The sequence below is a fragment of the Pedococcus aerophilus genome, assembly GCF_039532215.1.
In the GTDB taxonomy this organism is placed as follows: domain Bacteria; phylum Actinomycetota; class Actinomycetes; order Actinomycetales; family Dermatophilaceae; genus Pedococcus; species Pedococcus aerophilus.
This window is the reverse complement of sequence record NZ_BAAARN010000003.1, coordinates 85,423-99,645: the sequence shown is the minus strand read 5'-3', so window position 1 is coordinate 99,645 and position 14,223 is coordinate 85,423. Positions and strand designations below refer to the sequence as shown.

11 protein-coding genes are annotated in these 14,223 nt (G+C 71.4%); 7 read left to right on the top strand and 4 right to left on the bottom strand.

Annotation, left to right across the window (positions count from 1 at the left end; translation table 11 throughout):
• Positions 1 to 79 precede the first annotated feature (79 nt).
• Positions 80 to 3,091 carry an alpha-mannosidase gene (locus ABD286_RS12440; protein WP_344193874.1) on the top strand — a complete coding sequence of 1,004 codons (3,012 nt, stop codon included), beginning with the start codon at positions 80 to 82 and terminating at the stop codon, positions 3,089 to 3,091.
• A gap of 130 nt (positions 3,092 to 3,221) precedes the next feature.
• Here ABD286_RS12440 and ABD286_RS12435 read toward each other — a convergent pair whose 3' ends face one another.
• Both ABD286_RS12435 and ABD286_RS12430 read right to left on the bottom strand, forming a co-directional pair.
• Positions 3,222 to 3,659, bottom strand: coding sequence for a phage tail protein (locus tag ABD286_RS12435; RefSeq protein ID WP_344193872.1), 438 nt, complete (start codon positions 3,657 to 3,659; stop codon positions 3,222 to 3,224).
• 92 nt (positions 3,660 to 3,751) lie between these two features.
• The gene (locus ABD286_RS12430; protein WP_344193870.1) at positions 3,752 to 4,408 is read right to left on the bottom strand and encodes a DUF6226 family protein; all 657 of its coding nucleotides are present in this window, start codon (positions 4,406 to 4,408) and stop codon (positions 3,752 to 3,754) included.
• A gap of 366 nt (positions 4,409 to 4,774) precedes the next feature.
• Between ABD286_RS12430 and groL the strand changes: the two genes are divergently transcribed.
• The 4 genes from groL to ABD286_RS12410 all read left to right on the top strand — a co-directional run bounded on the left by groL (position 4,775) and on the right by ABD286_RS12410 (position 11,830).
• On the top strand, positions 4,775 to 6,400 hold the full coding sequence (groL, locus tag ABD286_RS12425; protein ID WP_344193868.1) for a chaperonin GroEL: 1,626 nt from the start codon (positions 4,775 to 4,777) through the stop codon (positions 6,398 to 6,400).
• Between the two features lie 214 nt (positions 6,401 to 6,614).
• Positions 6,615 to 8,315 (top strand): alkaline phosphatase D family protein, encoded by a 1,701-nt coding sequence (locus ABD286_RS12420; protein ID WP_344193866.1) that lies wholly within the window; start codon positions 6,615 to 6,617, stop codon positions 8,313 to 8,315.
• A 171-nt stretch (positions 8,316 to 8,486) separates the two neighbouring features.
• On the top strand, positions 8,487 to 9,287 hold the full coding sequence (locus ABD286_RS12415) for an ABC transporter ATP-binding protein (RefSeq protein ID WP_425565395.1): 801 nt from the start codon (positions 8,487 to 8,489) through the stop codon (positions 9,285 to 9,287).
• A 2-nt stretch (positions 9,288 to 9,289) separates the two neighbouring features.
• Positions 9,290 to 11,830: an ABC transporter permease gene (locus tag ABD286_RS12410; protein ID WP_344193862.1), complete on the top strand. Its 2,541-nt coding sequence runs from the start codon at positions 9,290 to 9,292 to the stop codon at positions 11,828 to 11,830.
• Positions 11,831 to 11,842: 12 nt separating this feature from the next.
• Here ABD286_RS12410 and ABD286_RS12405 read toward each other — a convergent pair whose 3' ends face one another.
• Positions 11,843 to 12,133 carry a WXG100 family type VII secretion target gene (locus ABD286_RS12405; RefSeq protein WP_344193860.1) on the bottom strand — a complete coding sequence of 97 codons (291 nt, stop codon included), beginning with the start codon at positions 12,131 to 12,133 and terminating at the stop codon, positions 11,843 to 11,845.
• A gap of 122 nt (positions 12,134 to 12,255) precedes the next feature.
• Here ABD286_RS12405 and ABD286_RS12400 point away from each other — a divergent pair, with 122 nt between their 5' ends.
• On the top strand, positions 12,256 to 12,996 hold the full coding sequence (locus ABD286_RS12400) for a DUF4031 domain-containing protein (RefSeq protein WP_344193858.1): 741 nt from the start codon (positions 12,256 to 12,258) through the stop codon (positions 12,994 to 12,996).
• Entirely contained in the window at positions 12,993 to 13,502 is a 510-nt protein-coding gene (locus ABD286_RS12395) for an NUDIX hydrolase (protein WP_344193856.1), read from the top strand. The genes ABD286_RS12400 and ABD286_RS12395 overlap by 4 nt, the downstream gene beginning before the upstream one ends.
• Before the next feature lie 7 nt (positions 13,503 to 13,509).
• Here ABD286_RS12395 and ABD286_RS12390 read toward each other — a convergent pair whose 3' ends face one another.
• A complete protein-coding gene (locus tag ABD286_RS12390; protein WP_344193854.1) occupies positions 13,510 to 14,163 on the bottom strand; it encodes an HD domain-containing protein in 654 nt (217 codons plus the stop codon).
• Between the last annotated feature and the right edge of the window lie 60 nt (positions 14,164 to 14,223).

Sequence of the window (14,223 nt, the reverse complement as noted above, 5' to 3'; positions counted from 1 at the left end):
ACCCACGCACCACGACGTCCCGCCCGACCACGCGCCATACCGATCGCACCACCACTCGCCCCCACGAGAAGGAGCACCCATGCACGACGACCGCCGCCTCATCGAGGGGCGACTGCGCCGGACCCTGCAGCGGATCGAGGCCGCCGTCTGGTCGGCGCCCGTGCCCGTCGAGCTCGGCCGCTGGGACGCCCCCGGCGAGCCCGTGCCCCTCGAGGAGGGCCTGGCCGCGGACTACGCCGATGCGGAGGTCGGCGACCGTTGGGGCCCGCCGTGGGGCACGACGTGGTGGCGGGTCCGCGCGACGGTGCCCGCGGCTCACGCGGGACGGCCGGTCGACCTGCGGCTCGACCTGGGGTTCGACCCGCTGCGCACCGGGTTCCACGTCGAGGGGCTCGTCTACCGCGCCGACGGCACCCCGGTGAAGGGGCTCAACCCGCGCAACCAGTGGGTCCGTGTCGCCGACGACGCGCAGGGGGGTGAGGAGGTCGAGCTGTTCGTCGAGTCGGCGTCGAACCCGCTGCTGCTCGGTGGTGGCGGCTTCGACTTCACGCCGTCTCCGTTGGGGGAGAAGGAGACTGCGGGCAGCGAGCCGATGTACTCGGTCGTGCGGGCCGAACTCGCGGTGTTCGAGCAGGAGGTCTGGGAGCTCCAGCAGGACCTCGAGGTGCTCGGCCAGCTGGCCGCCGAGCTCCCCGAGAGCGACCCGAGGCAGTGGCAGCTGCTGCGGGCGATCGACCGCGCGTTCGACGCCCTCGACACCTCCGACATCGCCGGATCCGCCCCTGCCGCAAGGGAACAGCTCGCCGGTGTCCTCGCCGACCCGGCTCGCGCCAGCGCCCACCGGATCTCCGCGGTCGGCCACGCCCACATCGACTCGGCCTGGCTGTGGCCGGTCCGCGAGACCGTCCGCAAGGTCGCCCGCACCAGCTCGAACGTCCTCGCCCTGATGGACGAGCACCCCGAGCTGGTCTACGCCATGTCCTCGGCGCAGCAGTTCGCGTGGCTGCGCGACCACCGGCCGGAGGTGTGGGCCGGGGTGGTCGAGCGCGTCCGCGAGGGTCGCTTCGTCCCCGTCGGCGGGATGTGGGTCGAGTCCGACACGAACATGCCCGGCGGCGAGGCGCTGGCCCGCCAGCTCAACCACGGGAAGCGGTTCTTCCTCGACGAGTTCGGCATCGAGACGCGCGAGGTGTGGCTGCCGGACTCGTTCGGGTACACCGCCGCCCTGCCGCAGCTCATCGCGCTGTCGGCGTCGCAGTGGTTCCTCACGCAGAAGATCTCGTGGAACACGACGAACCGTTTCCCGCACCACTCGTTCCGCTGGGAGGGCCTGGACGGCACGCGGATCTTCACGCACTTCCCGCCGGCCGACACCTACGGCTCGGAGGTCTCCGGGGCCGAGGTCGCCCACGCCGCCCGCAACTTCTCCGACAAGGGCGACGCGACCCGGTCGCTGCTGCCGTTCGGCTGGGGCGACGGCGGTGGCGGCCCCACCCGCGAGATGCTCGCCCGGGCGTCGCGGCTGCGTGACCTCGACGGATCGGCGCGCGTCGAGGTCGAGCGGCCGGACGCGTTCTTCGAGCAGGCCGAGGCGGAGTACCCAGACGCCCCGATCTGGGTCGGCGAGCTCTACCTCGAGATGCACCGCGGCACCTACACCTCGCAGGCCAAGACCAAGCAGGGCAACCGTCGCAGCGAGCACCTCCTGCGCGAGGCCGAGCTCTGGGCGAGCACCGCGACGGTCCGCACCGGGGCGCCGTATCCGTCCGAGGAGCTGGACCGGATCTGGAAGGTGGTGCTGCTGCAGCAGTTCCACGACATCCTCCCCGGCTCGTCGATCGGGTGGGTGCACCGCGAGGCCGTCGCCAACTACGAGGCGGTCGCCGCCGAGCTCGAGGCGATCATCGACCGCGCCCAGGCCGCGCTGGCCGGTGAGGGCGACGTCGAAGTGGTCTTCAACGCCGCGCCCCACGAGCGTGCGGGAGTGGCGGGCGGCGCGGCCGGTCCCTCTGCTGCGTCGGGTGGTGCACCGGTGGAGGTCACCACCGACGGCGACGGGTGGGTGCTGTCCAACGGTCTCGTCCGTGCGGTCGTCGACGCCCGCGGCCTGCTCACCTCGGTGGTCGACACGGCCACGGGGCGCGAGGCCCTCGCGCCGGGAAGCGCCGGCAACCTGCTCCAGCTGCACCCCGACACCCCCGTCGACTTCGACGCGTGGGACGTCGACGCCTACTACCGCCGCACCTGGACCGACCTTACCGACGTCTCCTCGGTCTCCGGCGTGGATGGCGGCGTGCGCGTCGTGCGGTCGTTCGGCGAGTCCACCGTCACGCAGCTCCTCACGCTCACCCCCGGTGAGGCCCGGGTCGACGTCGACACCGAGGTCGACTGGCGCGAGCGGGAGAAGATCCTCAAGGCCGGGTTCGACCTCGACGTGACGACCGAGCGCTCCACCGCGGAGGTGCAGTTCGGGCACGTCCACCGCCCGACGCACACCAACACGTCGTGGGACGCGGCCAAGTTCGAGATCTGCGCCCACCGCTGGGTCCACGTCGGCGAGCCCGGGTACGGCGCCGCTGTGGTCAACGACTCCACGTACGGCCACGACGTCACCCGCCGCGACCGCGAGGGCGGTGGCTCCACGACCCAGGTCCGGCTCTCGCTGCTCCGCGCCCCGCAGAGCCCCGACCCCGTCGCCGACCTCGGGGTGCACCGCCTCCGGTATGCCGTCGTCCCCGGCGCCGGGATCGCCGACGCTATCCGCGAAGGGTACCGGGTCAACCTGCCGCTTCGGACGGTCTCCGGGTCGGGGGCCGCGGTCGAGCCGCTGGTCTCCGTGTCTTCCGGCTCGGCCGTCGTCGAGGCCGTCAAGCTGGCCGACGACGGGTCGGGCGACGTGGTGGTCCGGCTCTACGAGTCGCTGGGGGCCAGGGGTTCGGCGACGGTGCTGGCGGGGTTCGAGTTCGGGACGATCGACACGGTCGACCTGCTCGAACGACCGCTCGAGACGGCCGGGGTCCAGGTCGTCGAGGGTGGGGTCACGCTCGCCCTGCGCCCCTTCCAGGTGGTGACCCTCCGCTTCACCCGCTGACCCCGGCCCCGCCCACTCTCCGCACGCCCGGACTGCAGCAACCTCTGCTAGCAGGGGTTGCTGCCGTCAGGGCAGGCAGCAACCTGTGGCCACGGCAGCAGGCTCTGCTGCGTCGAGCGGGACGGTCGGGTCAGGCCTCGGCGTCCATAGCGTCGAAGGCCAGCTCGACCGTCTCCACCACCGCGTCGCTGGACAAGGCGTCGAGCGGGGTGACCCGGTGGACGACGGGGAAGGCGTTGCGGAACCGCCAGGTCAGCACCGGCGACCGGGTCGCGTCGAGCAGCCGGACGGCGACGTTGCGGTCCACCGACGGGTCGCCGTCGCGGGCCGCGGTCCACCAGCGCCAGAGCTCGAGGTCGGTCGTCAGCCCGCGGGTGAGCACGAGGTGGGAGTAGTGCGACAGCCCCGGAGCCTTGCGGGAGGACGACGTCTTGTCACTGCCGGAGCGGTGGGCGACCTCGTCCACCACGGCGTGGGGCAGCTCGACCCGGGAGAACGCGGTGGAGACGAGTCCGTCGATCTCGACCTCGAAGTTCGACCCCTCGAACGGGTCCTGGGGCGGCGCCATGGCTCAGGCTCCCACCGCGACCCGGCCCCGCGCCATACCCCTCGCGCGCCCCGTGCAAGCCCCGGCCGACCCCGCCGACCAAGGCACGCCGGTCAGAGGGCGTCCCAGGCCGCACCCTCGACGAGGGTGCGGCCTCGGGGGTCGGCCAGCCACCGGTCCGGCTCACCCTGGGCGAAGGGCCCCTCGGCGGACCATCGCCCGTCGCCCGAGGCGCCGACGGTCATCACCCGACGGTCGCCGTCGCGGACCAGCCTGAAGGCACCGCTCACCACGCCCCACACCGTGTCGTCGAGCTGCTCGAGCAGGGGCTCCGAGCCGTCGTCGCAGGCGTCGCAACCGCAGCACGGGATGCAGGCGACCGTCCACGCCGGGTCGCCCACCCCGACCACCAGCCCGGCATCGCTCACGTCCTCGATCTGCGTGTGGACGACCACCAGTGGCAGAGCCCCCGGGGCGGTCGGGACCAGGCGATCGGTGCCGGTGACGACGACCGGGAGCAGGTCCTGCCACCGGGCAGCGGACCCGTCAGCCGGCTGGGCCAGACCGGCGTCGACCAGTACCGTGACCCAGGCGGCCCACCGGGCGCCGAGCAGCCGGTACCTGCCGGGGTCCAGCACCCGGGAGTACCACTCCTGCGGCGGCGCACGACCGGGTTCCCAGCCGGCGCGCGGATCGGGCCACGCCGACAGGCCCTGCGCCGTGGTGGCGAAGGCCTCGTCGAGCGCCGCGTCCAGCGCGTCCCGGTCCACGACCCGACCGTATGCCGCATGGCTGGGTCCCGTCGCCCGAGTTTCCGCGCGCCGGCCGCGGGACGACGGGAACCGATCACGGTGACGCCGTCGCTCCCGACCTGACGTCGCGACCACCGCAGGACGTCACTGGGAGCGGTTCGCGGGGGCGGTGTGGTCGAGCCGTCCCGAGACGCCCCGGGAGGCGTTTGCACTCTCGGGGGGAGAGTGCCAATAATGGCGTTAGCACTCTCATCATGAGAGTGACAATCATGGCCTCAAAGTGAGGTCCGGGGAACGTGTGCGACGTGAGCCGCCGGAACCGGGCCGTCCGTCGCGGGCACGGCGAGGCCGCCACACACGATTCGCGTGGGAGGAACCACCCGAATGGCCAAGATCATCGCATTCGATGAAGAGGCACGTCGCGGTCTCGAGCGGGGCATGAACATCCTCGCCGACGCCGTCCGCGTCACCCTCGGCCCGAAGGGCCGCAACGTCGTCCTCGAGAAGAAGTGGGGCGCCCCCACGATCACCAACGATGGCGTGTCCATCGCCAAGGAGATCGAGCTCGACGACCCGTACGAGAAGATCGGTGCCGAGCTCGTCAAGGAGGTCGCCAAGAAGACCGACGACGTCGCTGGCGACGGCACCACCACCGCCACCGTCCTCGCCCAGGCCCTCGTCAAGGAAGGCCTGCGCAACGTCGCGGCCGGCGCCAACCCGATGGCCCTCAAGCGCGGGATCGAGAAGGCCGTCGAGGCCGTCTCCGCCCAGCTGCTCGAGATGGCCAAGGACGTCGAGACCAAGGAGCAGATCGCTTCGACGGCCTCGATCTCCGCTGCTGACCCCCTGATCGGCGAGATGATCGCCGAGGCGATGGACAAGGTCGGCAAGGAAGGCGTCATCACCGTCGAAGAGAGCAACACCTTCGGCCTCGAGCTCGAGCTCACCGAGGGCATGCGCTTCGACAAGGGCTACATCAGCCACTACTTCGTGACTGACACCGAGCGCATGGAGGCCGTGCTCGAGGACCCCTACGTCCTCGTCGTGAACTCCAAGATCTCCGGCATCAAGGACCTGCTGCCCCTCCTCGAGAAGGTCATGCAGTCCGGCAAGCCGCTGCTCATCATCGCCGAGGACGTCGACGGCGAGGCCCTGTCCACCCTGGTGGTCAACAAGATCCGTGGCACCTTCAAGTCCGTCGCCGTCAAGGCCCCGGGCTTCGGTGACCGTCGCAAGGCCATGCTGGCCGACATCGCCATCCTCACCGGTGGCCAGGTCATCTCCGAGGAGGTCGGCCTCAAGCTCGACACCGCAGAGCTCGACCTGCTCGGCCGTGCGCGCAAGGTCGTCATCACCAAGGACGAGACCACGATCGTCGAGGGTTCGGGCGACAACGACCAGATCCAGGGTCGCGTCAACCAGATCCGCGCCGAGATCGAGAAGTCGGACAGCGACTACGACCGCGAGAAGCTGCAGGAGCGCCTGGCCAAGCTGGCCGGCGGCGTCGCAGTCATCAAGGCCGGTGCCGCGACCGAGGTCGAGCTCAAGGAGCGCAAGCACCGCATCGAGGACGCCGTGCGCAACGCCAAGGCTGCTGTCGAGGAGGGGATCGTCGCCGGTGGTGGCGTGGCCCTGCTCCAGGCGACCAAGGCCGCGTTCGAGAAGCTCGAGCTCGAGGGTGACGAGGCCACCGGCGCGAACATCGTCCGCGTCGCCGCGTCCGCTCCGCTCAAGCAGATCGCGATCAACGCCGGCCTCGAGGGTGGCGTCGTCTCGGAGAAGGTCTCGAACCTTCCCTCCGGACACGGCCTCAACGCCGCGACCGGCGAGTACGTCGACCTCATCGCCGCGGGCATCATCGACCCGGCGAAGGTGACGCGTTCCGCGCTGCAGAACGCCGCGTCGATCGCTGCGCTGTTCCTCACCACCGAGGCCGTCATCGCGGACAAGCCCGAGAAGGCTGCCGCTGCGGCTCCCGGTGGCGACGAGATGGGTGGCATGGGCTTCTGAGCCCAGCTCCTCACCGAGTCACCAGCACGACGCACCAACCAGAGGGCGGTTCCCCGAGTGGGGGCCGCCCTCTGGCGTGCCCGCTGCGCCCCGGGGCGGTGACCTCGCGCCAACCACCGGGTATGGCGCCATACCGCGCCATACCGTGCTGGTCCCCATCTCGCGGCAAGGGGTTTCCCACCCACGGCACAGGCGGTGCGTGTAGAAACAGTGCGTGCCCGAACTCGACACGTCCCCCCTGACCCTCGGCCCCCTGCTGCGCTACGTGGGGGAGACGAGCGCGACCGTGTGGGTGCAGACCCAGGACACGGCGACGGTCACGGTGCGGGCGTTCGACCGCTCCTGGGAGGCGCCGACGTTCGTCGTCCACGGCCACCACTACGCCCTCGTCGTCCTCGACGGCCTCGAGCCGGGGCAGGGCAGCGAGTACGAGGTCGACATCGATGGGGTGCAGGTCTGGCCGTCCCGGGCCGAGGCGACGGGTTCGCTCGCGGCGTCCCTGCCGGCCAGCCGGATCACGACGCTCCGCCACAGCGAGCCCACCCGGATGGCGTTCGGGTCCTGCCGCACGAGCGTGCCCCACGACGCCGAGGGCAACAAGACCAACGGCGTCGATGCGCTGCGCGCCTATGCGCACCACCTGACCCGCACCGACCCGGCGCAGTGGCCGCACCTCGTGGTCTTCCTCGGCGACCAGGTCTACGCCGACGAGACCTCGGAGGAGATGCGCGAGTACATCGCCTCGCGCCGAAGCCTCGACGAGCCGCCGGGTGAGGAGCTCAAGGACTACGACGAGTACGCCCACCTCTATCGGCTCGCCTGGGCCGACCCGCTCAACCGGTGGCTGCTGTCGACGCTGCCGAGCGCCATGATCTTCGACGACCACGACATCCGCGACGACTGGAACACCTCCCAGGACTGGCACCGCGAGATGAACCGGCTGCCGTGGTGGCACGAGCGCATCGTCGGCGGGCTGTCGTCCTACTGGGTCTACCAGCACGTCGGCAACCTCTCGCCCGAGGACCTCGCGCAGGACGAGGTGTGGCAGCTCATCGCCGAGCATGCGGCGTCCGGTGCCGACGGCGAGCTCGACCTGACGCAGGTGCTGGACACCTTGGCCGAGCGGGTCGACAAGCACCCGGAGACCTACCGCTGGAGCTACGCGCGCGACCTCGGGGAGTCCCGGCTCGTCGTCGTCGACAGCCGCGCAGCCCGACTGCTCGAGCCGGACCGCCGCTCGATCCTCGACGACGACGAGATGGCCTGGCTCGACGAGCAGCTCCAGGGCGACGTCGACCACCTCTTCATCGGGACGTCGCTGCCGTTCCTCATGGCCCAGGGCATCCACGACCTCGAGGCGATCAACGAGGCGATGGCCACCGGTGCCTGGGGGCCCCGCGTCGCGAGGTGGGGCGAGAAGATGCGCCGCGCCCTCGACCTCGAGCACTGGGCCGCCTTCCAGGAAGGCTTCACGACCGTGCTCGGCATGGTCGTCGAGGTCGCGGACGGCAAGCGCGGGAGGGCCCCCGGCACCATCACGTTCCTCTCCGGGGACGTGCACAACTCCTACGTCACCGAGATCGACCACCGCCAGCTCAGCCCCGGCTCCAGCCGCATCATCCAGGCGGTCTGCTCGCCGATCCGCAACCCCCTGCCCCGCCAGGTCCGCATCGCCCAGGCGTTCATCGGCAAGGGACTCGCCCGCCCGCTCGAGCAGCTGGTGAGCCGCACCGCGAAGGTGCCGAGCGCGCCGTACCAGTGGCCCATGACCGAGGGACCGTGGTTCGACAACAACCTCGCCACCCTCGAGGTCCGCGGGCGGGGCCTCGTGATGCGCTGGGACATGGGGGTCGTGCAGGGCGACCGGTACGACGCCCCGGACCTCGAGCAGGTGGCGCGGGTCGTCATCAGCTGAGGCAGTTCGTCCGGGTCCGGACGGGTTGCGGGTGGTCTGTCCGCCGCTGCGCGCCGGGTTGGGTCAGGGTCGGGTCAGGGGTGGCTCGGGGTCTCACCCGAGGGTGGAGCATTGTGGGTCTCCCTAGCGTTGTCACCCGTGAGAACCACCACCCTGAGCCCGGGAGCCCCGATGACCACCACGCCTTCGTCCACGAGCAGGTCAGCCGTCGGAGACGGAGTGGCCGGTGCGCGCCCTCCGGCGGCGCGGGTCAGGGACCTCAGCAAGGTCTACGGCAAGGGTGAGGCCCAGGTGCGTGCGCTCGACGGCGTCAGCCTCGACCTCGCCGCGGGCGAGTTCACCGCCATCATGGGGCCGTCGGGCTCGGGCAAGTCGACGCTGATGCACTGCGCCGCGGGCCTCGACGCCGCCACCGCCGGTGAGGTCTACATCGGCGACGTCGACATCACCCGGCTCAAGGACAAGGCGCTGACGACGCTGCGCCGCGACCGGGTGGGGTTCGTCTTCCAGTCGTTCAACCTCATCCCCACGCTGAACGCCGAGGAGAACATCCTCCTGCCGCTCGCCATCGCCGGGCGCAAGGCCGATCCGTCGTGGTTCGACCTCGTCGTCGAGACGGTGGGGCTGCGCGACCGCCTCAACCACCGGCCCAACGAGCTGTCCGGTGGCCAGCAGCAGCGCGTCGCCTGCGCCCGGGCGCTGGTGAGCAAGCCCGAGATCGTGTTCGCCGACGAGCCGACCGGCAACCTCGACTCGACGTCGGGCGCCGAGGTGCTGAACTTCCTGCGCCGCAGCGTCGACGACTTCGGCCAGACCATCGTCATGGTCACCCACGACCCCGTGGCCGCCGCGCACACCGACCGCGTCGTCTTCCTCGCTGACGGGGTCGTCGTGGACGAGATGCGCGAGCCCACCGCCGAGAAGATCCTCGAGCGGATGAAGAAGCTCGACCCTCGCCTCCAGGGAGCCTGACCGTGCTGCGCGCCAGCTGGAAGAGCCTGCTCGGCCGCAAGCTGCGGTTGTTCATGAGCGCCTTCGCGATCATCCTCGGCGTCTCGTTCGTCTCCGGGTCGTTCATCTTCACCGACACCCTGGGCAAGGCCTTCGACGGGATCGTCAACACCGTGGGGGACGTCGTGGTCCGCCCCGCGAGCGCCAGCTCAAACTTCGAGGCCGGCCCCACGTCCAAGACCGTCCCGGCATCCCTGGTGGACTCGTTGAAGAGCGTGCCCGGGGTGGCCCGCGCTGACGGCAACGTCAGCGACCCGACGACGTTCGTCATCTCCACCAAGGGCAAGATCATCGGCGGCGGGGGGCCGCCCGGGCTGGGGCTGAGCTACAACGACGCGCCGACCTCGGCCGGTGACCCGCCTGCGACCCTGTCCGCCGGGCGCTGGCCGCAGGGCGCCGGCGAGGTTGTCCTCGACTCCGGCACCGCCAAGCGCGCCGGCTACGTCCTGGGCGACACCCTCAAGCTCGTGACCAGCGGCGCCCAGCCCATCGTCACCGCGAAGCTCGTGGGCATCGCGGAGTTCAAGGGCGGGACGGTCGGGGCGACGCTCGCGTTCTTCGACACCAGAACGGCCCAAGGCCTCTACTACGGCGGCAAGGACGAGTTCACCGACGCGTGGGTGACCGCGAAGGACGGGACCAGCGCCGACGACCTCGCTGCCGCGGTGCAGGCGAAGCTGCCTGCCGGGTTCGAGGCGGTGACCGGCAAGGCCGTCGCCAAGGAGTCCGCGACCGGCATCAACCAGGCGCTCAACTTCATCAACATCTTCCTGCTCGTCTTCGCCGGGATCGCGTTGTTCGTCGGGTCGTTCCTCATCATCAACACCTTCTCGATCCTCGTCGCCCAGCGCAGCCGCGAGCTCGCGATGCTGCGGGCCCTCGGCGCCGGTCGGCACCAGGTCACGCGCTCGGTCCTGTTCGAGGCGTTCGTCGTCGGGCTGTTCGGGTCCACCGTCGGCCTCGGCTGCGGTTTCCTGCTGGCCATCGGCATCCAGACCCTGTTCGCGCAGTTCGGCCTCGACCTCAGCGGGTCGCCGCTCGTCTTCGCGCCCTCGACGGCCCTCATCGCGTATGGCGTGGGGATGCTCGTGACGATGGTGGCCGCGTACCTGCCTGCTCGCCGGGCCGGCGCGATGCCGCCGGTGGCGGCCATGCGGGACGACATCGCGCTGCCGGAGTCGGCCCTGCACCGGCGCGTCTGGGTGGGCGCGGTGCTGTTCCTCGCCGGCCTGGTCAGCACCTGGCTCGGGGCCTTCACCTCCATCGACAACAGCGCCTACTGGGTCGGCGGCGGCGTGCTCGGACTCGTGCTCGCCGCCATCCTCACCTCCCCGGTGATCGGACGGCCCGTCATCGCGCTCCTCGGCTGGGTCTACCGGCGCCTGTTCGGGGCGGTCGGCCTGATGGCGGAGCAGAACGCCACCCGCAACCCGCGCCGGACCGCAGCCACCGCGTCGGCCCTGATGATCGGCCTGACGCTCGTCGCGATGATGTCCGTCTTCGGCGCCTCGGCCAAGGCCAGCGTCGACAAGTCCATCAACTCGACGTTCGCCGCCGACTACGTCGTCTCGAACGCCGTCGGCCAGCCGTTCTCCACCGAGGTCACCAAGGACGTCGAGGCGGTGCCGGGCGTGGCCACCGTCAGCCCGCTGCGCTACCTGCCGGTGTCCCTCGACGGCGACCGGGGCTTCGCCGCCGCGATCGACCCCACCGCCTTCGGGGAGGCCGTGCCGCTGGAGTTCACCTCTGGTTCGCTGGCCGCCCTGACGAGCAGGACGGTCCTCGTCTCCGAGGACCGCGCCAAGGAGCAGAAGCTGACGGTGGGAAGTGCGGTGCGCGGCGACGTCGCGGGCCAGCAGGACGACTACACGGTCGCCGGCATCTTCGTGACCTCCGCGTCGGTGCCGAACTCGATCCTCATCACGCTCGACACCGCGAAGGCCGCGGGTGTGCCCGACCGGGACAGCGTGGCCTTCGTCGTCAGGGACAAGGGCGCCGACCCGGCGACCGTGGAGGCCGCCATCGAGAAGGTCATCGCCGACGTGCCCACCGTGACCCTCAAGGACCAGGACGAGTTCGCGGCGGAGCAGCGGGCGCCCATCGACCAGCTGCTCTACATCATCTACGCGCTGCTCGGCCTGGCCGTCATCATCGCCATCCTCGGGATCGTCAACACCCTCGCCCTGTCCGTGATCGAGCGGACCCGGGAGATCGGCCTGCTGCGGGCGGTCGGCCTCAGCCGGCGCCAGCTGCGCACCATGCTGCGGCTGGAGTCGGTGGCGATCGCGCTGCTCGGTGCCGTGCTCGGGGTGGTCCTCGGCCTCGTGGCCGGCTGGGCCCTCCAGCGCAGCCTCGCCGACGACGGGATCGACGTCCTCGCCATCCCCGGCCTCCAGCTGGCGGTCTTCGTGGTGCTGGCCGGGTTCGTCGGGGTCCTCGCCGCCCTGTGGCCCGGACGCCGCGCGGCCCGCCTGGACGTCCTGCGCGCGATCACCACCGAGTAGCCCGGCTTCCCGTCAGCTGAACATCCGCAAGGTCTGCGCCTCCGTCTCGGCGTACTGGACCCCCGCGGCGGCGAGGACGCCGCCGATGGAGTCGAGCGAGGCGCGGACCTGGCGCTGGGTGCCCTGCCACTCGGAGACCAGCGCCTGGAACCGTGCTGACGCCGAACCGGTCCACGCCCCCTGCAGGCCGTTGAGCCGGGCCATCATCGCGGTGACCTGGCCGTCGATCTCGCTGGAGATGCGGGCGATGTCGCCCGATGCTGCCTGGATCTGTCCGGTGTCCACCTGGAACTGTGCGGTCATGACCGTCCTCCTCACGGGTCGTCGGTGCCTGCGTGACACCGTTTCCCGCGAGGCTAGGCGCGAGGGCCGCACCGGTCGCGAGGTTTTCCACAGGCGTGCCCGGCGCGAGGTAGCGTCGGGGCGTGACCATCTGGATCGACCCGCCCGCCTGGCCCGCCCACGGACGGCTCTGGTCCCACCTGGTCAGCGACACGTCCTACGCCGAGCTGCACGACTTCGCTGCAGCGCAGGGGATCCCACGACGGGGTTTCGAGGGGGACCACTACGACGTGCCGGAGGAGAGGTATGCGGCGCTGGTCGCCGCCGGCGCGCAGGAGGTGCCCGGCAAGGAGATCGTCCGCATCCTCCAGCGCAGCGGGTTGCGCATCCAGAAACGCAGGCACGAGAAGGTGATCCACTCTGTCCCAGATGCCCCGTGGCTGCCCAACGGCTCCCGGGCCGACGTCATCACCTCGCGGCAGCAGGACCCGCCGGCCGGCACCGTCGTCGTCCGGGTCGTCCTCACGAGGGGAGCCGACCTGCTGGTCCTGGAGCGCCTCACCGGCGGCCTCGACCTGCCGTCCGCACCGGTGGGCGACCTCGACCCGCAGGAGGCGCTCCGGCGACTCCTCGAGGTCGTCGCCGGTCCCCGGCACGACCTGGCCCCGTCCCTGCTGGGCTACGTCCGCAACAGCGTGCCGACGCCCGACGAGGAGTACCCGTGGCCGGTGCCCAAGGCGTGCTTCGCCGTGTGGCATGCCGAGCTCCGGCATGACCTCGACACCGGTGTCGGCCGGTGGGTCGGTCGCGACGAGGCGGTGGCAGCGCTGCGCGAGCGCCACTGGTGGCCGTTGGTGGCCCAGCTCCAGGACTCGTCCCGGTGACGGCACTTCCGTTGCGGCTCAGCGACATCGAGTTCGCCGACGGTTCGGTCTCGCACGTGGTCCTCACCTCGACCGCGGAGCCGGCACCCGAGGCCGAGGTGTTCGCGGCGATGGTCGTGCTGCGCGACGTCCGCGGCTGGTGCGCCGTGACGTGGAGCCCCCGACGCGGGGAATGGGGGCCGCCCGGTGGCTGGCGCGAGGAGGGCGAGACCGTCGCCGAGTGCGTGGTTCGAGAGGTCGCCGAGGAGGTCGGCCTGGACCTCGACCCGGCCTCCCTGGTTGCGATCGGACACGAGCAGTTCGAGCCGGTCAGCAGCACCGGTCGCTGGCCCCGCGGCGGCGGCTACCTGCAGCTGTATGCCGCGGACTGGCCGCTCGTGGGCGAGGACCTCGTGGCGCACGAGGACGACGCCGTGGACCCGGAGTGGGTCGACCCGCAGGAGTTCCTGGCCCGGTCGGGCCGGCAGTTCTGGTGGCCGCTGGTCGAGGCCGGCCTGCACGGGTGAGACCCCGTCAGGCGGTCGTGAGGTCGGCGATCTCCTGCACCAGGTTGGCCCTCGCGCGGTCCTCCCAGCCCTCCCGGGCGGTGCTGGTCGCGTAGATCGACTCGCGGTCGAGGAAGGGCCGCAGGATGGCGGCGCGGCCGGAGCGGAACGCGTCGTCGGGCACCGCGGCATACTCGGCGCGGACAGCAGCTGTGTACTCGGCGTAGCGCTCCGCGGGGGCGCTGAGGATCCAGAGGTCGGCGTCGTGGAAGGCCGCGGCAAGTCCGCCCTCGCGCAGGTCGTGGGTGGTGGTCGCGAGGACGAGGTCGCGCACGAGCTCGACGTCCTTGTCGGCCAGCCCCAGCGCGCGCAGGTCCCGCACCGCGAGGTCGGCGCTGTCGGCCTCGTTGGCCCCGGCGGCGGCCGACGGGTCGTACACGGCGTCGTGGAACCACCCGACGAGGCGACCGAGGACGCCCAGGCGCGAGTCGATCTCACCGCCTGCCTCGAGGTCCTCCAGGGCCCAGAAGACCTCCACGAGGTGGCGGGTGTCGTGGTACCCGCGGTGCGGCTCCGTCCAGCGCCGCACGAGGTCGGTGCCGATGGCGAGCACGGCGTCGTGGTGCGCGCCGGGAGCGAGCTCGGCGAGGTCAAGCTTCCACCAGGAGATGAGCGCAGGCACGGGCTGAGTCTCCCAGACGGTCGCGCAGGAGCCCGGGAGGTCAGCCGAGGTCGTCGGGGG

Bases quoted from the DNA above. Each gene is read 5' to 3' on its own strand.
- ABD286_RS12415 (WP_425565395.1), top strand. From the start codon at position 8,487: ATGACCACCACGCCTTCGTCCACGAGCAGGTCAGCCGTCGGAGACGGA.
- ABD286_RS12405 (WP_344193860.1), bottom strand. From the start codon at position 12,133: ATGACCGCACAGTTCCAGGTGGACACCGGACAGATCCAGGCAGCATCG.
- ABD286_RS12435 (WP_344193872.1), bottom strand. From the start codon at position 3,659: ATGGCGCCGCCCCAGGACCCGTTCGAGGGGTCGAACTTCGAGGTCGAG.
- ABD286_RS12440 (WP_344193874.1), top strand. From the start codon at position 80: ATGCACGACGACCGCCGCCTCATCGAGGGGCGACTGCGCCGGACCCTG.
- groL (WP_344193868.1), top strand. From the start codon at position 4,775: ATGGCCAAGATCATCGCATTCGATGAAGAGGCACGTCGCGGTCTCGAG.